The sequence below is a fragment of the Thalassospira sp. NFXS8 genome, assembly GCF_040148805.1.
Taxonomy (GTDB): Bacteria; Pseudomonadota; Alphaproteobacteria; order Rhodospirillales; family Thalassospiraceae; genus Thalassospira.
Genome location: NZ_JAGEMF010000003.1, coordinates 510,939 through 536,076, shown reverse-complemented (window position 1 = coordinate 536,076; position 25,138 = coordinate 510,939). Strand labels below are relative to the sequence as shown.

Genomic DNA, 25,138 nt, shown 5'->3' with positions numbered 1-25,138 from the left:
AGTTGCCTTGTTAACCGTGCCAAAGATACATCCATGCAGCATGAATGCAAAAAGGCGTCGTCCAACGGTATTGCATGAATTTTCCATGGATTTATACCGGGGCCGGACACAGGAATTATTATGCCATAAATTGAGGCCCTGAACCCTCGAAAAAGCCTTGAAAACCCCCGGTTTACAGCTCTTGCGTAACGTCGTCGCATTTCTACTGCCTATTTGACTTAACATTTCTGCCAAATGCAGTTCAATCCGCAATAGATTTTCCAATCGCCGGTTTTCATACAAGGCGCACCAAGAGCAGACAATCTGCCAACGATTTACAGAGGGAGACTTCGGGTGCAATTGACAGCCCATAATACAGCCCGTGCTGTGTGCGGGACTGATCATATATATTTGGGTAATGGCCTGAATATCAGCCGGTCTTATTGCCTTGCTGGCAAAGGAAATGGCAAATTGCGCGCGGGTCCCCGACCAGAAACAGATTTCGCTATCGACCGGGTGCGTATATCGCATCAACCCCATCCTGAACATTTACGCCGGGTTTGTTTCCGCATTGGAAATCAGACATTGGCTACACCTCGCATCAGGCGTGGTAACGGGGGTTCGCCTCTGACAATGACCCGCCTGCAAACCACTGCAAATGTCCCGTTATTTTCAGGTTTTGTTATTGGTAATGCAATACGAACCGGATCGAACAAGGGTCTATGCGCCAGGCACCCCGTAGAAGCCGAGGTATCCGAACATGCGTTCTTCTTCTGATCTTCAAAAACTTGTCAATCGCCGCGAAAAAGACAAAAGCCTGGAAGCGCCATTTTATCATTCTTCGGAAATACTTGAGCTTGATATAAGCGCGATATTTGGTCAGCACTGGATTTTTGTTGCTGTCGAACCGGAATTGCCCGAGCCTGGCGACTGTGTGACGGTTGAGGTGGGGCGTGCCTCTATTCTTATCCTGCGTGGGGACGATATGGAGGTGCGCGCGTTCCATAACGTATGTCGCCATCGTGGGGCACGTTTGATTGATGAACGTACAACCACCATTGGCAATATCGTTTGTCGCTATCACGGTTGGACATATAACGAAGATGGCGATCTTATCCTGGCTGAACATATGGGGGCTGGCTTTGACAAAAGCTGTCATGGCCTTAAACCTGTCCATGTGCGTTCAATTGCAGGGTTGATTTTTATCTGTCTGGCTGAAAATGCACCTGCCGACATTGAAGAAATGGCGCGGGTGATGGAGCCATATCTGGCACCGCATGATCTGGCAAATTGCAAAATCGCCCATAGCTCGGAACTGATCGAGGAAGGCAACTGGAAGCTGACGATGGAAAACAATCGCGAGTGTTATCACTGCGAGGGAAACCATCCGCAATTAACGGTTCCGTTGTCTGAATTTGGCTTTGGGTTCTCGCCTGACGAGTTGGACGAACGGCGCTCGGCTGATGTTAAAAAATACACCGATTCAATCGAACGTGACCATAAACATTGGGAATCGTGTGGTTTGCCCTCAGCCGAGGCAGAACACCTTTCGAATGTAACGGGATTCCGTACCATGCGCCTGCCCCTGATGTGGGCCGGTGAATCCCATACACTTGATACCAAGGTTGCATCGAAGAAATTATTGGGCAATTTCACTGACCCAAAACTGGGCGGGTTAAGTTTCTGGACACATCCCAATTCCTGGCATCATTTCATGAGTGACCACATTGTCACTTTTTCTGTTCTGCCAATTTCACCCGACCGCACATTGGTGCGAACAACCTGGCTGGTTCATAAAGATGCGATCGAGGGCGAGGATTACTCGCTGGATAACCTGACCCAGGTATGGACCATGACCAACTTGCAAGACGCTATGCTTGTGCGCCTTGCCCAGCTTGGCAGTGAACAGCCCGCGTACGAGCCCGGCCCCTACTCTACCTTTACGGAACCGCATGTTGAAGCGTTCTGCGACTGGTATATTAACCGGCTAAAAGATCATTTCGCTGCCAGTAAGACGGGAACCGAAGCCGTATGAGCCGTAACACCCCAGCCGAGGCCGAGCAAAACCGTGCCTTGCAAGCCGAAGACAAATATACCGAAATAACGCGAGTGCCGACATGGGACCCCGAGCAGGACGACGTGCTTGTTTGTCGGCAGGTACGCCAGGAAACGCACGATGTAAAAACATTTGTCTTTTCCGGGCGGGAGCCACGCGCATTTCGGTTTTATCCCGGGCAATATATGACCTTTGAACTTCCGGTCGAAGGGATGGTCACGCGCAGTTATACGATCTCGGCATCGGCGGCCCGCCCCTACCGTATTGAAATCACGGTTAAGCGTGTGCCTGGGGGGCCGGGGTCCAACTGGCTTCATGATTATATGGTTCCGGGCAAGGAAGTTACGGTTTCCGGCCCGTCTGGCGAATTTACAACAGACGCCACCTCGGAAGAAAAACTTCTGTTCCTGTCCGCAGGCAGCGGCATTACCCCTATGATGTCAATGACACGCACGGCCTGCGATTTGTCAGAACCGTCCGATCTGCATTTCATTCATGGAGCGCGGACGCCCTCTGACATTATTTTCCGCGACGAACTGGCCCTGCTTGCTGCACAAAACCCTTCGCTGAAACTTGCCTTTACCTGTGAAACCTCGTCAGCCAGCCATAGCTGGAGCGGCTATACAGGGCGCCTTAGCCTCCCTATGCTTTCCCTGATGTCTCCGGATTTCATGGAACGCAAAATTTTTTGCTGTGGCCCGGCCATGTTTATGGAAGGGGTGCGCAACATGTTGAAACAGGCCGGTTTCAACATGGAGAAGTATTACGAGGAAAGTTTTGATTTTGGGGCGGAAACAGCTGGAACACTTGAAGAACCAGCCTCGGTCGCGCCGGAAATCAGTGATCAGCTTTTCCGCGTTACCTTCTCGAAAACGGGCCATGTGGTTGAATGTGGCCCTGGCATGACGATCCTGTCCGCTGCGCGTGAGGCTGGGCTTATGCCGATGTCTTCGTGCCAGCGTGGTATTTGCGGCACTTGTAAATCAAAGCTGATTACAGGTGAAGTCGACATGCAACACGGTGGCGGTATTCGGCAGCGCGAAATTGATCAGGGCAAAATTCTGATCTGCTGCTCAACGCCGCTATCCGATATTGAAGTCGAAATCTGAAAAAAAACAATGGGAGACGCCCCTTTTAGGGCCACTGGTGCGAGGAGATGCGGTGCCCTCGCCCGGTAACGGTCAGCCGTGTAAAACAGGGAAATAAAATGAAAAAACTACTTGTATCAGGATGCCTGTCGTTAAGTTTTTTCGGAGGAACCATTGCGGCTCAAGCCGCAGATTGCGGCAGCGTTACGATTGCCAGCATGAACTGGCAAAGTGCCGAGGTTCTCTCCAACCTTGATAAAATCATTCTTAGTGAAGGATATGGGTGTGACGCCGAGGTCACCATCGGTGACACGGTACCCACCATTACCTCTATGACTGAAACAGGCGAACCGGACATCGCGCCGGAAGCCTGGATTGACCTGTTGCCGGAAGTTGTAAAAAAGGGCACCGAAGAAGGCCGTATCGTTAAAGTCGGGTCTCCCCTGCCTGACGGCGGGCAGCAAGGCTGGTGGATCCCGAAATATTTTGCTGATGCCCATCCCGATATCAAAACCATTCCGGATGCATTAAAACACCCGGAACTTTTCCCCTATGATGAAGACCCCAGCAAGGGGGCGATTTTTAACGGTCCTCAGGGATGGGGTGGCACCGTTGTAACCTCGCAACTTTACTGGGCTTATAAAGCGCAGGATGCAGGTTTCAAGCTGGTTGATACCGGTTCATCGGCAGGGCTGGACGGGTCGATTGCCAAGGCATATGAAAAAAAAGAGGCCTGGATGGGATACTACTGGGCGCCGACAGCGTTGCTTGGCAAATATCCGATGGTCAAGCTTGGCTTCGGTGTCCCGCATGATGCCGCAGAATGGAAACGCTGCAATACAGTAGAAGATTGCCCGGACCCCAAACCAAATGAATGGCCGGTTGATACGATTGCAACGCTCGTTGCCAAACCGTTCCACGAAAAAGCAGGGCCAGAGGTATTGGAATACCTTGAGAAACGGTCCTGGAGCAACGAAACCGTTGGTAAATTAATGGCCTGGATGACCGATAACCAGGCCAGCGGTGAAGACGGAGCCAAACATTTCCTGAGAGAGAATAAAGACATCTGGACCAAGTGGGTGACACCCGAAGCAGCGGAAAAAATCGAAGCTGCCTTGTAAGCAAATGTATCAAGTCGGGCGGTGCGCTTTTGACGCACCGCCTTCCATGCGCCGATAAAATCAAAAAGACGTGTCGCACCCCTTGAAAAGGTGGAATTTAATGGAATGGTTTTATAAATTCCCGCATATGGACGACACTGTCCTGCGTAACCTGAAAAAGGCAATCGACGAAAGTTTCAGGAATTTCACCCGCACCTTTGGCGGGACAATTGAAAGCCTTTTTTATCCGGTAAAGCAATTTCTGATCGCTGCCGATCACTTTATGACCCATACCCCGTGGCCGATTATTACCGCGATCATCCTGATTATTGCGTGGTTTGCCAGCCGCAGCGTGAAAACTGTTTTGGGTTGTCTGGTGACGTTGCTTCTCATCGGTTATTTCGACATGTGGGAAGACACGATGCGGACGGTCGCCATCATTTTTGTCTGTACCGTGCTTTCCATCGCCATTGGTATCCCCATTGGTATTTTGATGGCGCGTTCGGATCGTATTCAGAAAATCGTCAATCCGATCCTCGACGTCATGCAAACGATGCCAAGTTTTGTCTATCTTATCCCGGTTGTGATGCTGCTTGGGATTGGCAAGGTGCCCGGTCTGATCGCTGTTGTTATTTATGCTATTCCGCCAATGATCCGTCTAACCAACCTTGGTATTCGACTGGTCGACAAGGATGTGCTTGAAGCGGCAGATGCCTTTGGAACATCGGGTTGGCAAAAGCTGTTCAAGGTCCAGCTTCCGCTGGCCCTGCCGACAATCATGGCCGGTATAAACCAAACCATCATGATGGCGCTTGCCATGGTCGTTGTGGCCGCAATGATTGGTGTTCAGGGGCTTGGTCAGCCGGTTCTTAAAGCGATTGCCAATCAGTATTTCACATTGGGCATGTTCAATGGCCTGGCCATTGTCGGTATCGCGATTATTTTTGACCGGGTAAGCCAGGCCTATGGCAAAAAGCTCCAGAAGCATCGGGAGATATTCCATGGCTGATCATCAGTTTGGCGGTATTCAAGTCCGTCATCTCTACAAGATTTTCGGTCATAATCCGAAACTTCATGTTGATGCCGTTCAAAAGGGTATGACCAAGACCGAACTGAACGAAAAATTTGGTCATATCCTTGGATTGCGCGACATTAATATTGAAATCCCGTCGGGCCGTATCCAGGTGATTATGGGCCTTTCAGGATCGGGAAAATCAACCCTTATCCGTCACATTAACCGTCTCGTCGATCCAACCGTCGGCGAGGTTCTGGTTGATGGTGTTGATGTTGTCAAAATGAACCGGGATGAGTTACGGGCATTTCGTCGGCATCAGACCGCAATGGTGTTTCAGAAATTTGCCCTCCTCCCTCATCGCAGTGTGCTTGACAACACCGTTTTCGGGCTTGAGGTGCAAGGTTTGGACCGCGCCAAAGCAGTTGATGTTGCCATGCGCTGGCTTGAGCGTGTTGGCTTGAAAGGGTTCGAGGAAAAATATCCCAATCAGCTTTCCGGCGGGATGCAACAGCGTGTCGGTTTGGCGCGGGCACTTGCCAATGATGCACCTGTTCTATTAATGGACGAAGCCTTTTCGGCGCTCGATCCGTTGATCCGCATGGATATGCAGACTGTTCTTCTTGATATTCAGAAAGAAATCAAAAAGACGATCATTTTCATCACCCACGATCTTGACGAAGCTCTGCGCCTGGGTGATCAGATCGCGATCTTGCGTGACGGCGAGATCATCCAGCAAGGTACCAGCCAGGATATTGTTCTACGGCCCGCAGATGAGTATGTCGCCAACTTCGTCAAGGAGGTTAACCGCGGTCGCGTTGTGCATGTCGAAGCCGTCATGATGCCCCTTGCACCCGAAACAAGCCCTGCCCGCCCGGCAATTGTCGCGGGTACGACAATCGAGGATGCCATGCGCGTGCTGGCAAACACGGCAGATGGTGCGGGGACTGTGGTGTCGTCCGCGGGTCAACGATTGGGCAGCGTTGACTTCCGTCAGCTTGCAGGGGCTATGATTGATATGCAGGAAATGCCACCACAGAAAAATGATCCTGTCGCGGTGGTGTCATAACATAACGCCGGGCTTGTGACCGTCTTTTGCAGGTCTTGACCCATACCGGATACAGCATACTGCTAAAACATCGCCCGGCATTATCGTGTCGGGCGATGTAAATTTTTGTTCTGTCTGTTTCTGTCGCTGCTTCGTTTGCTTTGAACTAACCGTTATTCTTCCGGGATCGTGGTGGTATGGCGCAAGGCTTGTGGGGTGCCGCCATAGCGGCGGCGAAACATGCGGCTAAGATGAGATGAGTCACAAAAACCGCAATCAACGGCAATTTGTGCAACCGATTTCTGGCTTTTTTCAATCAGGTGATGGGCCAGATCAAGGCGGATATTTAAAAAAGCGACCTGCGGCGATGTATCAAGGCTAAGCCTGAAATGGCGTTCGACCTGGCGTTTACTGTTGCCCATGCGGCGGGCAATCTCCTGTACTGATATTGGCGTGTCTATGTTTTGCTGCATGATCAACAAGGCGCGCTGCACGATCGGGTCGCGGGTTTTAAGATCAAGGGGAATGCCCGGTTGTGGTTTTTCCGCCTGTAGCGCGTCATCTATGATCATGATGTGCAGGCTTTTATTGGCCTGTGCGCGTCCAACATGTTTATCAACCAGATAAGCGGCCAAATGCGCTGAACTCACCCCGCCAGAGCAGGTTAATCGATCCCGGTCGACAACAAAAATCTGATCTGCAACCGGATCAAGGCCATCGAACTGTTCCATAAAGTCGGAATGGTGAAACCAGCTGACACAGCAACGATATCCGTCAAGCAGGCCTGCCTGGTGTAGTAAGAAAGCGCCGGTACATACCCCTACCAGAGGCACGCCTGCGGCGGCGGCTTCCTGCAAAAAATGATGATAGGCTTTGCTTAGGTTCGGCGTTTCATCCATCAGTCCGCCGACGACCACAATGTAATTAAATCGCCGGGGGTCACCCAGCCGTTCCTTTGGCTGAACGATAATGCCACTGCTTGATGGTACGGGGTCCATCGTGTCGGACAAAATAGTCCATTTGCATAGAATCGGTCTGCTCCGGTCCCCCTCGTCCGCGGCCAGTCGCAAAACATCAACGAAATTTGCAAATGCACAAAGCGTGAAACGGTTCGCCAGAATAAAGCCAACCGACAGGCGCGGAGCTTCGGGTTTTGGCTTTAATGTCCGCGTCGCGGATGTCTGGTTTGACAGCGTATTGGGGCTGTGAAATTCGGAACGAACGGCCATTGGACCTCCGATACAAACAAGGTTGCTGCATTTGTCGTAGCGGTAATCTCACTTTGACGCAAACATTCTATTTTTCGGCGCGCAAAGTCGCCAGATTATTTATCAAGATACTAAAAACCAGCCTATCCCACGCAGGGTAATCATTACTTGTGTGGTGCAAAAAATTGCAAGGCTGTAAAGGCGACCGAACAGAAGATTCGCGCCATCAGGTGATTTGGCAAAATGACGAACCCGTAAATATGGTCATGAAAACTGGCTGTTAATTGAAGGTGCCCCGGAAGTACTTGCTGCGGCAAAGTGGTTTTCCGAATTTTAAAACAGGCATCCTGGCGGGGGCGACAAAGGGGAAAAATATGAAGGTTCTTGTACCTGTCAAACGCGTGGTTGATTACAACGTGAAGATCCGCGTTAAGGCGGATGGTTCAGGCGTTGATCTTGCCAATGTTAAAATGTCGATGAACCCGTTTGACGAAATTGCGGTTGAAGAAGCTGTCCGGTTAAAGGAAGCAGGTAAAGCCGACGAAATCGTCGTTGTTTCTATTGGCCCGGCATTGGCACAGGATACCCTTCGTACAGCCCTTGCCATGGGGGCCGACCGCGCCGTTCTTGTTACTGTTGATGGCAGGATTGAACCCTTAAGCGTCGCCAAGGTGTTAAAGGCTGTGGTCGAAGATGAAAAACCCGATCTGGTCATTCTGGGCAAACAGGCCATTGATGATGATGCCAATCAGACCGGGCAAATGCTTGCCGCCCTTTTGAACTGGCCGCAGGCAACCTTTGCATCAGCCCTTGAACTCGATGCAGGTCAGGCCACTGTCACCCGCGAGGTTGATGGCGGGCTTCAGGCAATTAACGTGACCCTTCCGGCCATTGTCACAGCCGATTTGCGGTTAAATGAACCGCGCTATGCGTCTCTACCCAATATTATGAAGGCCAAGAAAAAGCCGCTGGATAAAAAAACACCCGACGATTTCGACGTAACGGTGTCATCCCGGTTAACCGTAATTCGGGTGGAGGAACCATCGGTTCGTCAGGCCGGGGTCAAGGTTGCCAATGTGGCCGCGCTGATCGACAAGCTTAAAGCCGAAGCCAGCGTTATCTGACAGGGTTAAGGGGAGACTTTTTAAATGGCCATTCTTCTATTTGCAGAACATGACAATCTGTCCCTGTCCGAACAGACAGCGAAGGCATTAACCGCCGCCACCCAAATTGGCATCGATATTGATGTGTTGATCGCGGGTAAAAATGCCAGCCCGGCAGCAGAACAGGCCGCCAAACTGGCGGGCGTGCGCACTGTGCTTCTGGTGCAGGGCGACTTGCTTGAAAACCAGCTGGCCGAACCAACCGCCGCTGTTATTGTCGGTCTTGCCAGTAATTACGACACCATCCTTGCCCCGGCCACCACAACGGGCAAAAACGTGTTGCCACGTGTTGCCGCCCTGCTTGACGTCATGCAGGTTTCCGACGTGACCGAGGTGGTCGCACCCGATACCTTTAAACATCCGATTTATGCCGGTAACGCGATCGAGGTTGTCCAGGCATCCGATGCCATAAAAGTACTGACAATCCGTACATCAAGTTTCGCGGTTGCGCCAGACGGTGATACGCCAGCATCGGTCACGGTTATTGATCATGATGGTGCGGACGGTGGTCTGTCGCGGTTTGTGGAAAACATTTTGTCGGCAAATGACCGGCCTGAACTTAACTCCGCCAAAATTATTGTTTCAGGTGGCCGTGCCCTGGGCTCCGAACAGAAATTTCAGGAAGTCATCACACCGCTGGCCGATAAACTGGGGGCTGCTGTCGGGGCTTCGCGCGCTGCTGTTGATGCGGGTTATGCCGCCAATGATCTGCAAGTTGGCCAAACCGGTAAGGTTGTCGCACCCGATCTTTACATTGCGTGCGGTATTTCCGGTGCCATTCAGCACTTGGCAGGTATGAAAGATTCAAAGGTGATCGTCGCCATCAATACCGATGAAGATGCCCCGATCTTTCAGGTCGCGGATTACGGCATTGTTGGTGACCTGTTTGAAATTCTTCCCGAAATGGAGCGTCAGCTCTGATACGTTTTTCATCTTGTTGAAATGGAACAGATCCAGTGAGCGATTCTTCATACATACTGCGCATTGCCTGTGATGACCGGCCCGGGATCGTTGCCGCTGTAACCTCGGCACTGGCGGCACGCAACGCAAATATTATTGAATCCAACCAGTTCTGGGACCGCCAGACAAACCAGTTCTTCTTGCGTATCGCAACAAGCACGCCCGAGGATTTTGACAAATCACAGGTCGAAATTACCCTGAGCCCGGCTGTTGACCGCTTCAACATGAAGTTAAAGGTTCAGGACACATCCCGTCGACCAAAGATCATCATCATGGTGTCGAAATTCGATCACGCGATGTTGCATCTTTTGTACCAAATCAAGGTTGGCTGGCTTGACGCCGAAGTCGCCGCGATTGTGTCTAACCACGAAGACGCCCGTAAAATTGCGGATCAGGAAGGCATCCCTTTTCACTATATGCCGGTGAATAAGGAAACCAAGGCAGAACAGGAAGCCGCCCTCGCCGACCTGGTGAAAGAAACCAATGCAGAACTGATTGTGCTTGCACGTTATATGCAGGTGTTAACCAACGAATTTTCCAACAAATTCTTTGGCATGATCATTAACATCCACCATTCGTTCCTGCCGTCATTCAAAGGCGCAAAGCCCTATCATCAGGCGTATGAACGCGGGGTGAAACTGATTGGGGCGACCGCCCATTACGTTACCCCCGATCTGGATGAAGGCCCGATTATCGAACAGGAAACCGAACGGGTGAACCATGCCATGTCGGCCGATGATTTTGTGGCAACCGGCCGCGATATCGAGGCCCGTGTTTTGGCCCGGGGGGTAAAATATCATCTTGAAGGGCGCGTCATGCTGAATAATCATCGAACAGTGGTTTTCACGTCATAACGCTTTTGCCATCACAGGGGACCGGTATACCGGTCCCCGTCTGTCGTTCCCGGAAAGCCGCACAATATGTAGTCTTTCCCTGCCAAAAACATAAAATCATCTCGAAAAGAAGGAATGAGCGAAATGGCCGCATTTCCCAACAAGGCTAAAGTCGTAATCGTTGGCCTCGGCGGTATCGTGGGTGCCTCGGTGGTACATCACCTCATTGAAAATGGCTGGGACGATATTGTTGGTATCGACAAATCCGGTATCCCTACCGATATTGGATCAACGGCGCATGCGTCTGATTTTTGCTTTGCCACCAGCCACGATCTTTTATCGTGCTGGACCACGATGTATTCCATCGATTTTTATGAAAAGATGGGGCATTACGCCCGCATTGGCGGCATTGAAGTGGCCCGTGTTGGCGATGACGAACGCATGGCCGAACTTAAGCGCAGGGTTGATTCCGGCAAGGCATTTGGCACCAATGTCAAAATCATCAGTGCGGCCGAAGCCAAGGAAAAATTCCCCCTTCTTGAAGAAGACCAAATACAGGGTGCCATGTGGGACCCGGACGCCGGCCTTGTTACCCCGCGTTCGCAAACTGTTGCCGGCAAGCTGGTCGATCAGGCAATTGCATCAGGCAAACTTAATGCCTTTGGCAACACATCAGCCCTGGAACTGATCAGCGAAAACGGTCGTATCACCGGCGTTGTTACCGAACGTGGCACCATCCACGCCGATTATGTTGTGGTTTGTGCCGGGCTTTGGGGCCGTCTGATTGCCGAAATGGCAGGCGAAGACCTGCCCGTAATGCCGGTTGACCACCCGCTGACATTTTTTGGCCCGTATAACGAATTTGAAGGCACCGGCGTTGAAATCGGAATGCCTCTTTTGCGCGATCAGGGCAATTCGGCCTATATGCGCGACACGGGCGACCCCAAAAGCACCGAAGGTGGCCAAATCGAGTGGGGTTATTATTACGAAGAAAACCCGCGTCTGGTGCATCCACGCGACATCCTTGAAAAACATCAGGCCCGTTTATCGCCCTCGCAACGCGATTTGGAACTCGAAGATGTGATTGAACCGCTGGAACGGGCAATGGAACTGACCCCGATCCTGACGGAACTTGGTTTTAATGAAAGCCATTCCTTTAACGGTCTGTTGCAGGCATCGGTTGACGGGGGGCCGTCAATGGGCGAAAGCCGCAAATTACGTGGCTTGTGGTATGCTGTGGGCATCTGGATCAAAGACGGGCCGGGCATGGGCAAATTACTTGCCGACTGGATGACCCATGACCGTACCCATATTGACCATCACGCCATTGATTTTTCCCGGTTCAACGAATTTCAGTTAAACGAACAATATATTTATGATCGTTGCTGGGAAACGGCGAAAAAAATCTATAACCCGCCGGTCCATCCCCGCGAACCCTTTGGCAATGCCCGTAACATTCGCCGTTCCCCGTTTTATGATCGGGAAGTCGAACTGGGCGGCTATTTCATGGAACTGGGTGGCTGGGAACGCGCGCATGGCTATGCCGCCAACGAACACCTGCTTGAAAAATACGCCGATCAGGTGCCGATACGTGAAAACGAATGGGATACCCGTCATTTCTGGCGTGTGTCCAACGCCGAGCAATTGGAAATGAGCGCGAATTGCGGCATCATCAACCTGTCGCACTTTCATATGACCGATATTGAAGGGCCAGACCATGTGGCCCTGATGGAATGGTTATGTGCCGCAAAAATTGGTGGCGATGCCAATATTGGCAAAGGTATTTATACCCATATGCTCGATGATGACGGCAATGTCCGTGCCGACTTCACGGTATTTCGCATGGAAGATCGCTGCCGCATGGTTAACGGGGCCGATGCTGGCCCACGCGACATCACCTATATGCGCCGCGTTGCCCAGGACAAAGGGTTTGACGTCACCATTACCGATGTGACCGAAAATTTCACCACCGTCGGTATCTGGGGGCCAAATGCCCGTGTTAACCTGCAAAAAGTGGTCGAAGACCCGGACGCCCTCAGCCTTGAAAACTTTCCATTTGCCGCAATTCGCCAAATCAAGATTGCGGGTAAAACCGTTACCGCCTTTCGCATTTCCTATGTCGGAGAACAAGGCTGGGAACTGCATATGCGCTACGAAGATGGCCTTGCCGTTTGGGATGCGCTACGCGCAATTGGCGTGATGGCGGTTGGGGTGGAAACCTATGCCAACTCCCGTCGGCTGGAAAAATCCTTGCGTTTGCAAAATGCCGATCTGCACACCCAGTATAATCTGCTCGAAGCCGCTTTGGCCCGTCCAAAGGTCAAAGAAGCAGATTTCCGTGGTAAAGCAAAGCACGAAGAATATCGCAACCGTGACCACCAGCCCGCCATGCTGTGCACCCTTGTTATGACCGATAATATCGATCATCAGGGCGTAGCCCGCTACCCGCTGGGATCTTTGCCCGTCATGGACCCGGAAACCGGCCAAACCCTGATCGATGAGTTGGGCCGTCGGTCTTATACCACCTCAATTGCCTATGGCCCGAGCATTGGTAAAAACATCGCCCTGGCCTATTTGCCGCACGCTTATTGCCAGGAAGGCCGCAAACTGACCATTTCCTATTTTGACGAAATTTATCCCGTCGAAGTCGCAGGTGTTGGTTACAAACCACTTTATGACCCGGAAAATCTGAAACCCCGTAGTTAACCGGCTGCGTTTTAGTCTTAAAAGTTAAACGGGGCAGACCGCAAGGTCTGCCCCGTTTCTTTAATGAAATGTGCCCAAACAAAAACGGCCCCATACATTTCACTGTATGGGGCCGTCATAATTTCAAAGATGGATCAAGCCGAATAGATGGGATAGGCAGCGCACAGACTGCGAACTTCGGCAAGTACAGCGGCTTCAATTTCGGCATTGCCATCGGGGTTCGCGGCAAGGGCGTCAATAACTTGAATAATCAATTCGCCAATTTTACGAAATTCGGCAGCTTTAAAGCCACGGGTCGTTCCGGCCGATGTTCCCAGACGCACGCCCGAGGTCACAAACGGCTTTTCCGGATCAAAAGGAATGGCGTTTTTGTTGCATGTCAGGCCCGCCCGTTCCAGCGCGGCCTCACTTGCCTTGCCGGTTACACCTTTGGGCCGCAAATCGACCAGGACCATGTGGCAATCCGTACCACCCGAAACAATATCGACGCCCCCTTTGATTAAAACGTCAGACAGGGCACGCGCATTTTCAATCACCTGTTTGGCATAATCCTTGAACGACGGTTGCAATGCTTCGCCAAACGCCACCGCCTTGGCGGCAATTACATGCATAAGCGGCCCCCCCTGATTGCCGGGGAATACCGCAGAATTGAATTTTTTTGCCAGCGCTTCATCATTGGTCAAAATGAACCCGCCACGAGGGCCACGCAAGGTTTTGTGAGTGGTCGATGTTACCACATGGGCATGAGGAACGGGGTTTGGATATTCGCCTGCCGCAACCAGACCGGCATAATGGGCCATATCGACCATTAAATATGCGCCAACCTCGTCGGCAATGGCCCGGAATGCGGCAAAATCAATCGGGCGCGGATAGGCCGACGCTCCGGCCACAATCAGTTTTGGTTTGGTTTCCAGTGCAACACGTCGTACGGCTTCCATATCAATCAGGTGAGTATCTTCTTCAACCTCGTAGGAAACCACATCAAACCATTTACCCGACATGGTAACCGGAGAACCATGGGTTAAATGCCCGCCATGCGCCAGCGACATGCCCATAATCCGGTCGCCCGGTTGCAACAACGCCAGAAAAACCGCCTGATTTGCCTGCGCGCCGGAATGGGGCTGTACATTGGCAAATTCGGCGCCAAAAAGCTGTTTGATCCGATCTATGGCGATGGTTTCAACCACGTCAACATGTTCGCAGCCGCCATAATAACGACGACCTGGATACCCTTCGGCATATTTATTGGTCAAAACCGATCCCTGTGCCGCCAATACATCTTTGGAAACGATGTTTTCTGATGCAATCAGTTCAATCTGATTTTGCTGGCGGTCCAGTTCATGGGCAATTGCCTCGGCAATTGCTGTATCCGAAATCGCCGCAGTGACCATAGAGTCAGACATTTGTATTTCCTTTTCCATCGTACGGGGCAAAACCCGGGTTATTCCGCAGCCAGTTCGGCACCGCCGGTTTGAAGAAGACCGATCACATGTGGCGCAAAGGACCGCCATATATCAAGTCGGAAGCTGTTTGCACCATCCCGCCACAAAACCGCGGATACCCCGTCAACGATGGTACGGCATCCCTCGCCTATGGCAATTTTGTCTATGTCGCGGGGGCAGCCAATCGTTAAAAGGTCCGTGGCTCCCGGTCCTTCGATCTGCACGGTGATTTCGCGGGCTGAAACGTCGGTCAGGCTATGGGGGGCCTGCGCATACACAGCGGCGCAGGCATCTGTCAATCGCTGCGTATCGGTTGCGTCAGTTTGAATTTGCCATTCATCAGGGCCCAGACAAATAACATCTACCGGCCCGTTCTTGGCGCGTGTCCCAATCCGGGTGGGCAATTCAATGCCGATGGCGGCGGATATAACAGGTATATCTGCCTGCCCAAGGCGTAGCGAAAGCCGCCCCGCCGGTGCCATTAATGCAACTGAAACAACATTGCCTGAAACCAGCGGCCCCGGCGTAAATGCAGGTGTAAGTGCCATCATCAAATAGTCCCCGGGGTTAAAGTTTCAGTCGTGCGCCTTTGGGATCGTAAAATACGGTCCCGGTAACTTCGGCGTTAATCACGCCGTCGGGCATGGGAATATAAATTGTTTCGCCCATGCGGCTGTGTCCTCCCTCCAGCAAGGCAAAGGCAATCGGCCTGCCAACAGCATCACTGTGATAGGACGACGTGACATGGCCGACCATTTTCATGGGAATGGGTTGGTTCGGGTCCAGCACCAGTTGCGCCCCTTCTTCAAGCTTTGTTTTGCCATCTTGCGTTAACAGGCCAACAAGCTGCTTGCGCCCTTCGGCGACCAGGTCGGGCCGTTCCAGCCCGCGCTTACCCACAAAATCGGGTTTGTTTTTGCCAATTGCCCAGCTTATCCCGGCGTCATGCGGGGTTACTGTGCCGTCCGTATCCTGGCCGACAATGATGTAACCTTTTTCAGCACGCAGGACATGCATGGTTTCCGTACCATAGGCACAAATGCCATGCTTCTGGCCGGCTTCCCACAAAATTTCCCAAAGTTCGCGGCCATGACAGGCGGGGACGTTTACTTCAAAGCCAAGCTCGCCGGTAAAGCTGACACGGAACAAACGGGCGGGGAAACCGGCGACTGTGCATTCGACAATCGACATGTGCGGAAAGGCTTCGTCAGATAAGTCCTGACCTTCCACAAACGGTTCCAGCAACTTGCGGGCATTCGGGCCGTTAAGCGCAATTGTTGCCCATTGTTCCGTTGTTGATGTCAGCCATACTTTCAGATCCGGCCATTCGGTCTGAAGGTAATCTTCCATCATGTTCATCACACGGGCGGCCCCACCCGTTGTCGTTGTGACATGGAACCGGTCATCGCTCAGGCGGCCAATAACACCATCATCGCGAATGTAGCCATCATCCCCTAACAACAGGCCATAGCGGGTGCGGCCCGGTGCCAGTTTGGTCCAGGGATTGGTATACATGCGGTTCATAAATTCAACCGCATCAGGACCAACCACCTCGATCTTGCCCAGTGTTGATGCATCAAACATACCAACGGCAGATCGGGTTGTTTTGCATTCCCGTGACACGGCGGCTTCCATATCCTCGCCGTTTTTAGGGAAATACCACGCCCGGCGCCACAGGCTGACGGGTTCAAAGATCGCACCGTTTTCTTCGGCCCAGCTATCGATCGGGGTTTTGCGCGTAATTTCAAAATGATCACCGCGATGATAGCCGACAAAGGCCCCGAATGTTGTGGGCGTATAAGGCGGGCGAAATGTTGTCAGCCCCACTTTGGGTTGCGGTTTGCCCAAGGCATCGGCGGCAATGTTCAACCCGTTAATGTTAGACATTTTCCCCTGATCGGTCGCCATGCCATTGGTGGTATAGCGTTTGACATGCTCAATCGAATGCATACCTTCGCGTACAGCCAGGCGCAAATCCTTGGCGGTGACATCGTTCTGGTAATCAACAAAGGCGCGGGCCTTGCCCGGGTTCAGGTCGGTTGGCAGTTCCTTGTGGCTAACACCGGTTCCGGGACGGTCGCCTTCAACACCAAATTCATTGGCACTGGCTTCCTTTTCCAGGTGGCGGGCGACAGTCGCCCCCATCTGTGCGCCGTCATTCAAGGCTGCCGCAATACCCCAAAGACCACGACCTGCCCCGGCAATTTCGCAATCTTCGGTTTTACGGTCGGGCAAAAAGGTTTGCATGTCGTCATTCCAGGCAAGTGCCCCCTTGGTATGGGAAAACAAATGCAAGGATGGGGTCCAGCCGCCCGACATTAACAGGCAATCACATGGCAGTGTTTCCGCAGTTCCAACCTTGCCATTAACGACCGGATTAACCCGCACCGATTTAATGCGCAATCGTCCTTCGGTGCCAGTTGCAGTATAACCCGACAAAACCCGGATAGAACGTTTTTGCGCCTGCGCCAGCAGTTCGGCAGCAGGGGCCGGGCGCGTATCAACAATTGCCACAATTTTTGTGCCTGCATCGGCAAGATCAAAGGCCGCATACCACGCACTATCGTGGCTGGTAAGAATGACGGCGCTGTCCCCTACCCTTACACCATATTTGTGCAAATAGGTTTGTGCCGACCCGGCCAGCATCACACCGGGCCGGTCATTGCCATCAAATACCAACGGTTTTTCAAGCGCACCCTGCGCCAGAACAACCTGAGTTGCGCGTACCCGCCACAGGCGTTCACGCGGTGTATTTACGTCAGGTTTGGGTAAATGATCGGTCAGTTTCTGGCACAGACCCACCATGTTCTGGTGATAATACCCGATTGCGGTGGTTCGCGTCATCACGCGCGCACCCAGTGTTTTAAGTTCGGCTGTTGCGGCCTCTGCCCACGCCAGGGCGGGTTGTCCGTCAATAACCGCCTGTGGTTCACTGGTCAGCGTGCCGCCTGTTTCGGCATTTTCATCTACCAGTGTTACCCGCAAGCCGGCGCGCGCCGCTGTCAAGGCCGATGCCAGACCTGCCGGGCCTGCACCCACCACAAGCACATCGGTATGCAAATAACGCGATGCGTATTTGTCCGGGTCATTTTCGGTTGGTGAAACACCAAGTCCGGCTGCCGCGCGGATAAAGGGTTCATAAACCTTGTCCCAGAACGATTTCGGCCACATGAAGGTTTTATAATAAAACCCGGCTGAAAACAGCATATAGGCGCGATCATTCACCGCGCCAATGTCAAAGGACAGGTTCGGATACCGGTTTTGGCTGGTAACCTCTAACCCGTCCCAGATTTCCTGGACGGTTGCACGGGTGTTGGGCTCAAACTGCCCGGTGCCGCGCCGTGTGCCCACCAGGGCGTTTGGCTCTTCCGATCCGGCACAAATTGCCCCGCGCGGACGGTGATATTTAAACGACCGCCCCATCAAATGAATGCCATTGGCCAACAGGGCCGAGGCCACGGTGTCGCCTTTATAGCCCGAAATGCTTTTGCCATCGAAAGTGAACTTAACCGGCGTTTGCGGATCAATCCGACCCCGCCCGGCAACACGGAAGTTGCTCATTTCGATTTCTCCAGCAAATCAGATAATTCCGGGCGTGCTTCACCGACCTTGTAGGTAATCAGGAAACGGTCACTTACGGTATCGCGCACGGCGTTAAAGTACCGGCCGCAGCCATGGAAATGGCGCCAGCGTTCATAATGAGGGCCTTTAACATTGTTGCGTATAAACAAAAAATTACGCCATTCTTCGTCACTTACCGGCGTGGCAGCATCGGGCCGCGCAACATGGGCTTCACCGGCATAGGTAAATTCCAGTTCCGGCAGGGTTTGCTCACAATAGGGGCAATGGACCAGCAACATATCCGTTCTCCTTAGTGCGCAACGGCGGCGGCAGCGGCTTCGTCAATCAGACGTCCGGTGCTAAATCGTTCCAGGGTGAAAGGGGCATTAATGACATGGGGTTCGTCTTTCGCAACAGTCCAGGCCAGCGTATGTGCTGCCCCTGGCGTCGCCTTGAACCCGCCCGTTCCCCAACCGCAATTCACATATAAACCGGGCACGGGTGTTTTACCCAAAATGGCCGAACGGTCCGGCGTTACATCAACGATGCCACCCCATTTGCGCAACATCCGCATGCGGTTGAAGATCGGAAAAATTTCGCAAATCGCCGCAACCGTATGCTCAATCAGCGGCAAACCCCCACGTTGGGAATAACTGGTATATTGGTCTGTGCCCGATCCAATCACCAACTCGCCTTTGTCCGACTGGCTGATATAGGCATGCACCGTATTGGACATAACAACACAGGGGAAAATCGGTTTCACCGGTTCAGATACCAGGGCTTGTAACGGGTAACTTTCCAGCGGTAAACGTACGCCAGCCGTATCCATAACAACCGATGTATGGCCCGCTGCCGATACGGCAACTTTTTTCGCTCCGATAAATCCGCGTGCGGTTTCAACACCGGTGACACGCCCGTCCGGCCCACGGCGAATGGCGGTTACCGGGCAATTCTGAATAATATCAACACCGCGCATTGATGCGCCGCGCGCATATCCCCAGGCAACCGCATCATGGCGGGCTGTCCCTGCCCGGCTTTGCAATGCAGCCCCCATAACCGGGAAACGTGCATTGGGCGAAATGTCTAGCGGCGGGCAAAATGCCTTGGCTTCTTGCGGCGTTAGCCAGCGGTTATCCACCCCGTTTAACCGGTTGGAATGAATATGGCGTTTGAAACTTTGAACATCATGTACGTTATGTGCCAGCATCAAAACGCCGCGCTTGGAATACATAACGTTGTAATTCAAATCCTGGCTCAGGCCATCCCACAGGTCGAGTGCATGGTCAAAAAGCCGTGCACTTTCATCATAAAGATAGTTGGATCGGATGATCGTGGTGTTACGCCCGGTATTGCCGCCGCCCAGCCAACCTTTGTCGATGACGGCAACATTGGTAATGCCGTGTTCCTTGGCCAGATAATAGGCCGCCCCCAAACCATGCCCACCGGCACCAACAATGATGACGTCATATTCGGCTTTTGGCTGGCTGTCAGGCCATTGCGGTTCCCAGTTTTTATGCCCGGTAAGCGCATTCTTCAAAAGCGATAGCCCTGAGAAGTGGGTCATGTGAAGCCAGTCCCCCAAATTTTTTTGATTTTACAACTGTATCAAGGGGGAATTGGCCCGAACTGGAAGAATGCGACACTTTCATTGTATGATTGCGCCCCCACCCCGTTTCTTCATTCCTCGGGGTATTATGGGTAATAAAAAAGCTGCCTTTCATTCCCATTCAGGTTGGGCACAAAAGGCAGCTTTGCAGTTTAAAGGCAAAATGGTTTCAAACTTCCAGCCACTCGCGGCGAATGTCCTGATTTGCCGTTAGGTCGTCCGGGGTTCCTTCAAACACCATCTGCCCATGCCCCATAACATACAGACGGTGCGAAATACGCATGGCAATGGCCAGGCGTTGTTCGACCAGCAAAATGGAAATGCCGCGCCGGGCAACTTCCTGCAACAGGTCGCCAATACGTTCAACCATCTGCGGGGCCAGGCCTTCGGTTGGTTCGTCAATCATGATCAGATCGGGATTTCCCATCAGGGTGCGGCAAATGGTCAGCATTTGTTGCTCGCCACCCGAAAGGGCACCGCCCGGTGCGTTGGCCCGTTCGCGCAACTGGGGGAACAGTTTCCAGGTTTCCTCGATGCTCCAGCGGGCTTCTTTCTGACCTGATTTAATGCCAAGCAGCAGGTTTTGTTCCACGGTTAACATCGGGAAAATGGCGCGTTCCTCGGGAACATAGCCAATACCAAGCCTGGCAATCTCATGGGATTTGCGTCCGGCAATTTTTTGCTGTTTGAATTCGACATCCCCGCGTGGAACCGGGTTACCCATAATGGCCTTTAACGTGGTAGAGCGCCCTACCCCGTTGCGGCCTAGAATGCTGACAATTTCATTGGCGCCAACAGACATGTTAACACCTTGAAGAATATGGCTTTTACCGTAATAGGCATGAAGATCGCCCACATTTAACATCGTCATGCCACCTCCGTTCCAAGATAGGCCTGCTGGACAGAAGCGTTAGCCTTGATACGTTCGGGGGTATCAGATGCAATAACTTCGCCATAAACCAGAACCGAAATACGGTCAGCGAGATCAAAAACCACCCCCATATCGTGTTCAATCATTAACAGGGTCCTGTTTTCACTAACCTTGCGGATCAGTTCGACCATATGTTCGGTTTCGCCGTGGCTCATCCCGGCCATGGGTTCGTCGAGCAAAAGGGTGTTGGCGTTACTGGCAATGGCAAGGCCAATTTCCAGCGCCCGTTGCTCGGCATAGGCCAGTACCCCGGCGGGCATGTTCCAGCGCTCAATCAGGTTAATTTCGCGGAGAATTTCTTCGGTGCGCTGGCGGGCATCGGCCAAACGTTCCACATTGCGCCAGAACGAATATTTGTGTCCCAGCGCCCACAGGGTTGCACAACGTACATTTTCCCAAACTGTTAGCTGGGGAAACAGGTTGGTCACCTGAAAACTACGTGACAGGCCGCGCCGTGCAATCAATTGCGGCGGTATGCCGGTAATGTCATCGCCATGCAAACGCACCGATCCGCCACTTGGCTGATAGTGACCGCTGATCAGATGAAATAACGTCGACTTTCCGGCCCCGTTCGGGCCAATCACGGCGTGGCGTTCGCCTGCGGGAATATCCAGGTCGATGCCCCGAATGATTTTCATCGGACCAAAGCTTTTTTCCAGCCCGGACAAGCGAAGGGCGGGCACGGGGGGTTTTGTCTGCGTCATGGCAATTTTCTCCATGCAAGGGCTTGGCTATAGGCGTCCCCGGCCAGCCGGGCCGCGCGTAAAAACAACCATGTGCCTACCGCAAACAAAATAACGGCGATGATCCAGGGCAGCGGAGAATTGGCATTAAACGGAATATAGAAGAACGCCATGGCCGGACCGGCAGCTGTTTTAACCGCAAGCTGATAGGTCATTTCGATGACCATGCTAAGCCCCGAAATGGCGACCAGACCTGGCAGAAGGGCCAAAATATAATAGGGGGCGACGCGGTGAAGCTGCCGGGTTTGCAACAGGGGTTGTTGCAGGGCCAATAAACCTGCCAGGCCGCGCGGAGCATACATAACCATGCCAATAAACAACAACCCGAAATACAGTTGCCACACATCGGTAACATCGCTGAGCATCAATTGCAGATAGGTCACAACAATGGCACCAATAATAGGCCCGGCAAAATTACCGATCCCGCCGATATAGGTCATTAAAATAACCGCACCGGATTCCCCGACACCCATCTGGGCCGAGTTCATGATTTCGAAATTGATCGCGGCCAAACCACCACCAATACCGGCAAACAGGCCCGACAGGCTAAATGCCATAAACCGTACGGTTTGGGTGTTGTAACCAATGAAATGTACGCGTTCGGGGTTATCGCGCACGGCATTGCATATCCGGCCAAACGGTGTGCAGGTTATGGCATACATTGCCGCAACCGAAATCAGGCACCAGACGGCAATCAGATAATAAACCTGAACTTGCGGACCAAAACTTAACCCCAGAACCTGGACCATATCGGTACGGTCAAGCGTGATGCCTTCTTCGCCGCCAAAAAAATGGCGCAGGATCAGCGCACTTGACGATACCAGTTCGGCAATGCCAAGCGTGATCATGGCAAAGGCAGTTCCGGAACGTTTGGTTGAAACTGCGCCAAAAATGATACCGAAAACAAGCCCGGTAAACCCGCCCATTATGGGAAATAAAAACAGTGGCACCGGGCTGCTGGTGCCGGCCACGGCGTTCATGGCCCATGCGGTCAGAAAACCGCCAAGACCAAAAAACACCGCATGGCCAAACGATAGCAAACCGGTTTGTCCCAATAGCATGTTATAGGACAGCGCAAAGATGATCATGGTGCCCATCATGCACATGGTGGACACAGCCAGCCCCGAGCTGAAAACATAGGGCAAGCCTGCCAGTACGATGGCGGCAACAATCCAGATACCAAAACGTGCCAGAAAGCTGCTGCGTTTATCCGACGGCAACGCAGGGATTTTCATATCGGTTTTCTGACTCATCGGTTGTTTGTCCCCATCAATCCGCGCGGTCGAAAGATCAGGATCAGCACCAACAGCAGATAAGGCAAAATTGGTGCAACCTGGGCGACCGTCACGTTCCACAGATCGTCGAGATAAAAGGCGACATCGCCGGTCAGCGGGGAACTGCCAAAGACATCGGCCAGGGAAATATTGAAAGCAACCGCATAGGTCTGGACCAGACCGATCAGTAAGGAAGCCACAAATGCCCCGCCGAGCGAGCCAAGGCCGCCAACTACAACCACTACAAACAGGATCGGCCCCAAAAGACCGGCCATGTTTGATTGCGTCACCAGTACCGGACCGGCGATAACGCCCGCAACAGCGGCCAGCGCAACCCCGACGCCAAAAACCAGCATAAAGACGCGATCAACATTGTGGCCCAGCATCCCGACCATATCGGGATGGGACAAGGCTGCCTGAACGATCAGCCCGATGCGTGTACGTCGGATGACCACCAACAACGCCAGAAAAATGACGACCGATATCAGTAACGCAAAAATTTTAAAGGCCGGATAGGTGGTGGCAAAAACTGTAAAGGCGGAAAAATCGAGCGATGCGGGCACGCGATAGTCGACAGGCAGTTTGCCCCATACCATTTCCACCACTTCCTGAATGACAAAGGTCAAACCAAAGGTGAAAAGCAGTTCGGCGACGTGGCCGTGACGATGAACATGGCGCAGGCCATAACGCTCCACCACCATGCCGATACCGGCAACGATAAGCGGCGCAAATACCAGACCGGCCCAAAAGCCCATATGCAGGGTAATTTCAAACCCAAAAAAGGCGCCCAGCATATAAAAGCTGGCATGGGCCAGGTTCAGAACGCCCATCATACTGAAAATGACGGTCAGGCCGCTGGCCATAAGAAACAGCAGCATTCCGTAAAGGACGCCGTTAATAGTTGAAATAAAAAGGATTTCGAACACGATCGCGTTTCCTCGCTTCCGAGCATCGTCATGAGGCCGTTACCGGCTGAGAGATGGCGGCGTTCGTTTATGTCCGAACGCCGCTTGATCATTCGTCAGCCAGGACGCTTCATTTCGCAAGTGGTCGGAACAACGGTATCTTTGGCAGCAATTTCGCCTACCTTGTTCCAACCCCATCCGGTGTGTTCCTCGTCAAATGCCTTGTCGCTGGCAAGAGGCCTGAACGAAGAAATATAAAGCGGCTGGAACAGCTGATGGTCGTCTTTACGCATAAAGCTGTCCCCCCCGGCCGAGAAGCTGGCATATTTCATACCTTCAAGCTTGGGGATGAAATCGGCCGGGTCTTGCGAGCCGGCAGCTTCAATGGCCTTGAACAGCATGGCAGTTGTATTGAAAATACGCGGGAACAATACCGGCGCATCCTTGTAACGTGCGCCATATTCGCGGGCCGTATTTTCGGCCGGCTCATAGCCAAGATTGCTGATACCTTCGTTAATCTGGAAAACCCGGCCCGCCATGTCAGCCTGTTTAATCGCGGTGGGGCCACCAGCGGCACCGGCATAATAGGTATACCAGTTCACATCCAGCCCGGACTGACCGGCAGCCTTGATCAACAGGGAAAAGTCCTGTCCCCAGTTGCTGGTGATCACGGTATCAGCACCTGAAGCCTTGATTTTGGCGATATAAGGGGAAAAGTCGGTGATTTTTACCAGCGGATGGAATTCGTTACCGACAATTTCGATGTCGGGGCGCTTTTCCTTAAGCATGCTGACGGCGGTATCGGCGACTGCGTGACCAAACGAATAATCCTGATTGATCAGATAGACTTTTTTGATTTCAGCACGCTGTTTGATAAAGTTGGTCAAAGCGGCCATTTTGACATTGGTATTGGCATCGAACCCAAAATGCCAATAGCTGCAATTATCATTGGTCATAACCGGGTCGATCGCGCCGTAATTAAGATAAACGATATGTGCGTCGGGGTTCCGGCGATTATATTTGGCAACGAACCCTTCGATGGCAGAGCCGACCGAAGACCCGTTACCCTGAATGATGATGCGAACACCTTCATCAATGGCCTTTTGTACCTGAACAAGGCTGGTCTGCGGGTTAATCTGGTTGTCGTAACCGATAACCTCGACCTGTTCGCCATTAATGCCACCATTTTTATTGGCGGCGTCAGCGATGAAGTTAAGCTGGTTAAGGCCGATCTGGCCAATGCTGGCAGCGCCACCGGAAAGTGGGTCGACATAGCCGATTTTAATATTATCGGCGGCGGCGGGCACAACGGATGCCCCGATCACAGACAGCGCAAGCACCGTCGAAGCAACTAGTTTCTTCATAGGTTCCTCCCTGATTGAGAAGCGGGTCATCCGCCCCTTTGTTGCAGTTATTACTGCCTTTTTACACAGACCGTTCCGTCGGTATTGACGTCGGCCCTTGGTATCTTCTGCGTATTTTCTTGTGTTCTTTGTCGTAATGCGCGGCCCGGCATAAGGCCG

General features: G+C 52.5%; 20 protein-coding genes and 1 pseudogene. 9 read left to right on the top strand and 12 right to left on the bottom strand.

Going from position 1 to position 25,138, the window contains the following annotated elements:
- The first annotated feature begins 739 nt into the window (after nucleotides 1-739).
- From J4E05_RS18750 to J4E05_RS18730, 5 genes are all read left to right on the top strand, one after another.
- On the top strand, nucleotides 740-2,014 hold the full coding sequence (locus J4E05_RS18750; protein WP_349598774.1) for an aromatic ring-hydroxylating oxygenase subunit alpha: 1,275 nt from the start codon (nucleotides 740-742) through the stop codon (nucleotides 2,012-2,014).
- On the top strand, nucleotides 2,011-3,144 hold the full coding sequence (locus J4E05_RS18745) for an FAD-binding oxidoreductase (protein WP_349598771.1): 1,134 nt from the start codon (nucleotides 2,011-2,013) through the stop codon (nucleotides 3,142-3,144). The genes J4E05_RS18750 and J4E05_RS18745 overlap by 4 nt, the downstream gene beginning before the upstream one ends.
- Nucleotides 3,145-3,242: 98 nt before the next feature.
- Nucleotides 3,243-4,244 carry an ABC transporter substrate-binding protein gene (locus J4E05_RS18740; RefSeq protein ID WP_085590229.1) on the top strand — a complete coding sequence of 334 codons (1,002 nt, stop codon included), beginning with the start codon at nucleotides 3,243-3,245 and terminating at the stop codon, nucleotides 4,242-4,244.
- Nucleotides 4,245-4,344: 100 nt separating this feature from the next.
- Nucleotides 4,345-5,232: an ABC transporter permease gene (locus J4E05_RS18735; RefSeq protein ID WP_085590231.1), complete on the top strand. Its 888-nt coding sequence runs from the start codon at nucleotides 4,345-4,347 to the stop codon at nucleotides 5,230-5,232.
- Nucleotides 5,225-6,304 carry a quaternary amine ABC transporter ATP-binding protein gene (locus J4E05_RS18730; RefSeq protein ID WP_349598768.1) on the top strand — a complete coding sequence of 360 codons (1,080 nt, stop codon included), beginning with the start codon at nucleotides 5,225-5,227 and terminating at the stop codon, nucleotides 6,302-6,304. Before J4E05_RS18735 ends, J4E05_RS18730 begins: the two co-directional genes overlap by 8 nt.
- A gap of 152 nt (nucleotides 6,305-6,456) precedes the next feature.
- Here the strand turns inward: J4E05_RS18730 and J4E05_RS18725 are convergent, their stop codons facing one another.
- Entirely contained in the window at nucleotides 6,457-7,512 is a 1,056-nt protein-coding gene (locus tag J4E05_RS18725) for a GlxA family transcriptional regulator (RefSeq protein WP_349598765.1), read from the bottom strand.
- Between the two features lie 353 nt (nucleotides 7,513-7,865).
- Between J4E05_RS18725 and J4E05_RS18720 the strand changes: the two genes are divergently transcribed.
- The 4 genes from J4E05_RS18720 to J4E05_RS18705 all read left to right on the top strand — a co-directional run bounded on the left by J4E05_RS18720 (nucleotide 7,866) and on the right by J4E05_RS18705 (nucleotide 13,153).
- Nucleotides 7,866-8,615, top strand: coding sequence for an electron transfer flavoprotein subunit beta/FixA family protein (locus J4E05_RS18720; protein ID WP_349598762.1), 750 nt, complete (start codon nucleotides 7,866-7,868; stop codon nucleotides 8,613-8,615).
- Nucleotides 8,616-8,639: 24 nt separating this feature from the next.
- Nucleotides 8,640-9,575, top strand: coding sequence for an electron transfer flavoprotein subunit alpha/FixB family protein (locus J4E05_RS18715; protein WP_349598760.1), 936 nt, complete (start codon nucleotides 8,640-8,642; stop codon nucleotides 9,573-9,575).
- 35 nt (nucleotides 9,576-9,610) lie between these two features.
- On the top strand, nucleotides 9,611-10,468 hold the full coding sequence (gene purU, locus J4E05_RS18710; protein WP_085590239.1) for a formyltetrahydrofolate deformylase: 858 nt from the start codon (nucleotides 9,611-9,613) through the stop codon (nucleotides 10,466-10,468).
- A gap of 114 nt (nucleotides 10,469-10,582) precedes the next feature.
- The gene (locus J4E05_RS18705; RefSeq protein ID WP_246832912.1) at nucleotides 10,583-13,153 is read left to right on the top strand and encodes a GcvT family protein; all 2,571 of its coding nucleotides are present in this window, start codon (nucleotides 10,583-10,585) and stop codon (nucleotides 13,151-13,153) included.
- 134 nt (nucleotides 13,154-13,287) lie between these two features.
- Here the strand turns inward: J4E05_RS18705 and glyA are convergent, their stop codons facing one another.
- From glyA to J4E05_RS18655, 11 genes and pseudogenes are all read right to left on the bottom strand, one after another.
- Entirely contained in the window at nucleotides 13,288-14,556 is a 1,269-nt protein-coding gene (gene glyA, locus J4E05_RS18700) for a serine hydroxymethyltransferase (protein ID WP_085590242.1), read from the bottom strand.
- Nucleotides 14,557-14,594: 38 nt separating this feature from the next.
- On the bottom strand, nucleotides 14,595-15,146 hold the full coding sequence (soxG, locus tag J4E05_RS18695) for a sarcosine oxidase subunit gamma family protein (RefSeq protein ID WP_349598755.1): 552 nt from the start codon (nucleotides 15,144-15,146) through the stop codon (nucleotides 14,595-14,597).
- 16 nt (nucleotides 15,147-15,162) lie between these two features.
- Entirely contained in the window at nucleotides 15,163-18,156 is a 2,994-nt protein-coding gene (locus J4E05_RS18690) for a sarcosine oxidase subunit alpha (protein ID WP_349598752.1), read from the bottom strand.
- Nucleotides 18,153-18,455 carry a sarcosine oxidase subunit delta gene (locus tag J4E05_RS18685; protein WP_349598750.1) on the bottom strand — a complete coding sequence of 101 codons (303 nt, stop codon included), beginning with the start codon at nucleotides 18,453-18,455 and terminating at the stop codon, nucleotides 18,153-18,155. The genes J4E05_RS18690 and J4E05_RS18685 overlap by 4 nt, the downstream gene beginning before the upstream one ends.
- Before the next feature lie 11 nt (nucleotides 18,456-18,466).
- Nucleotides 18,467-19,720: a sarcosine oxidase subunit beta family protein gene (locus J4E05_RS18680; protein ID WP_349598747.1), complete on the bottom strand. Its 1,254-nt coding sequence runs from the start codon at nucleotides 19,718-19,720 to the stop codon at nucleotides 18,467-18,469.
- 211 nt (nucleotides 19,721-19,931) lie between these two features.
- A complete protein-coding gene (locus J4E05_RS18675) occupies nucleotides 19,932-20,633 on the bottom strand; it encodes an ABC transporter ATP-binding protein (protein WP_349598745.1) in 702 nt (233 codons plus the stop codon).
- Complete coding sequence (locus tag J4E05_RS24140) at nucleotides 20,630-20,764, bottom strand: ABC transporter ATP-binding protein C-terminal domain-containing protein (RefSeq protein WP_503012359.1); 135 nt, start codon at nucleotides 20,762-20,764, stop codon at nucleotides 20,630-20,632. The genes J4E05_RS18675 and J4E05_RS24140 overlap by 4 nt, the downstream gene beginning before the upstream one ends.
- A gap of 99 nt (nucleotides 20,765-20,863) precedes the next feature.
- Nucleotides 20,864-21,307: pseudogene (locus tag J4E05_RS24135) on the bottom strand (ATP-binding cassette domain-containing protein); the annotation flags it as partial.
- An 86-nt stretch (nucleotides 21,308-21,393) separates the two neighbouring features.
- Nucleotides 21,394-22,689 carry a branched-chain amino acid ABC transporter permease gene (locus tag J4E05_RS18665; RefSeq protein WP_349598739.1) on the bottom strand — a complete coding sequence of 432 codons (1,296 nt, stop codon included), beginning with the start codon at nucleotides 22,687-22,689 and terminating at the stop codon, nucleotides 21,394-21,396.
- Nucleotides 22,686-23,636: a branched-chain amino acid ABC transporter permease gene (locus J4E05_RS18660; RefSeq protein WP_349598736.1), complete on the bottom strand. Its 951-nt coding sequence runs from the start codon at nucleotides 23,634-23,636 to the stop codon at nucleotides 22,686-22,688. The genes J4E05_RS18665 and J4E05_RS18660 overlap by 4 nt, the downstream gene beginning before the upstream one ends.
- 95 nt (nucleotides 23,637-23,731) lie before the next feature.
- Nucleotides 23,732-24,979: a branched-chain amino acid ABC transporter substrate-binding protein gene (locus J4E05_RS18655; RefSeq protein WP_349598733.1), complete on the bottom strand. Its 1,248-nt coding sequence runs from the start codon at nucleotides 24,977-24,979 to the stop codon at nucleotides 23,732-23,734.
- Between the last annotated feature and the right edge of the window lie 159 nt (nucleotides 24,980-25,138).

Bases quoted from the DNA above. Each gene is read 5' to 3' on its own strand.
- J4E05_RS18750 (WP_349598774.1), top strand. From the start codon at position 740: ATGCGTTCTTCTTCTGATCTTCAAAAACTTGTCAATCGCCGCGAAAAA.
- J4E05_RS18745 (WP_349598771.1), top strand. From the start codon at position 2,011: ATGAGCCGTAACACCCCAGCCGAGGCCGAGCAAAACCGTGCCTTGCAA.
- J4E05_RS18740 (WP_085590229.1), top strand. From the start codon at position 3,243: ATGAAAAAACTACTTGTATCAGGATGCCTGTCGTTAAGTTTTTTCGGA.
- J4E05_RS18735 (WP_085590231.1), top strand. From the start codon at position 4,345: ATGGAATGGTTTTATAAATTCCCGCATATGGACGACACTGTCCTGCGT.
- J4E05_RS18730 (WP_349598768.1), top strand. From the start codon at position 5,225: ATGGCTGATCATCAGTTTGGCGGTATTCAAGTCCGTCATCTCTACAAG.
- J4E05_RS18725 (WP_349598765.1), bottom strand. From the start codon at position 7,512: ATGGCCGTTCGTTCCGAATTTCACAGCCCCAATACGCTGTCAAACCAG.
- J4E05_RS18720 (WP_349598762.1), top strand. From the start codon at position 7,866: ATGAAGGTTCTTGTACCTGTCAAACGCGTGGTTGATTACAACGTGAAG.
- J4E05_RS18715 (WP_349598760.1), top strand. From the start codon at position 8,640: ATGGCCATTCTTCTATTTGCAGAACATGACAATCTGTCCCTGTCCGAA.
- J4E05_RS18705 (WP_246832912.1), top strand. From the start codon at position 10,583: ATGAGCGAAATGGCCGCATTTCCCAACAAGGCTAAAGTCGTAATCGTT.
- glyA (WP_085590242.1), bottom strand. From the start codon at position 14,556: ATGTCTGACTCTATGGTCACTGCGGCGATTTCGGATACAGCAATTGCC.
- soxG (WP_349598755.1), bottom strand. From the start codon at position 15,146: ATGATGGCACTTACACCTGCATTTACGCCGGGGCCGCTGGTTTCAGGC.
- J4E05_RS18690 (WP_349598752.1), bottom strand. From the start codon at position 18,156: ATGAGCAACTTCCGTGTTGCCGGGCGGGGTCGGATTGATCCGCAAACG.
- J4E05_RS18685 (WP_349598750.1), bottom strand. From the start codon at position 18,455: ATGTTGCTGGTCCATTGCCCCTATTGTGAGCAAACCCTGCCGGAACTG.
- J4E05_RS18680 (WP_349598747.1), bottom strand. From the start codon at position 19,720: ATGACCCACTTCTCAGGGCTATCGCTTTTGAAGAATGCGCTTACCGGG.
- J4E05_RS18675 (WP_349598745.1), bottom strand. From the start codon at position 20,633: ATGACGATGTTAAATGTGGGCGATCTTCATGCCTATTACGGTAAAAGC.
- J4E05_RS24140 (WP_503012359.1), bottom strand. From the start codon at position 20,764: ATGGGGGTGGTTTTTGATCTCGCTGACCGTATTTCGGTTCTGGTTTAT.
- J4E05_RS18665 (WP_349598739.1), bottom strand. From the start codon at position 22,689: ATGAGTCAGAAAACCGATATGAAAATCCCTGCGTTGCCGTCGGATAAA.
- J4E05_RS18655 (WP_349598733.1), bottom strand. From the start codon at position 24,979: ATGAAGAAACTAGTTGCTTCGACGGTGCTTGCGCTGTCTGTGATCGGG.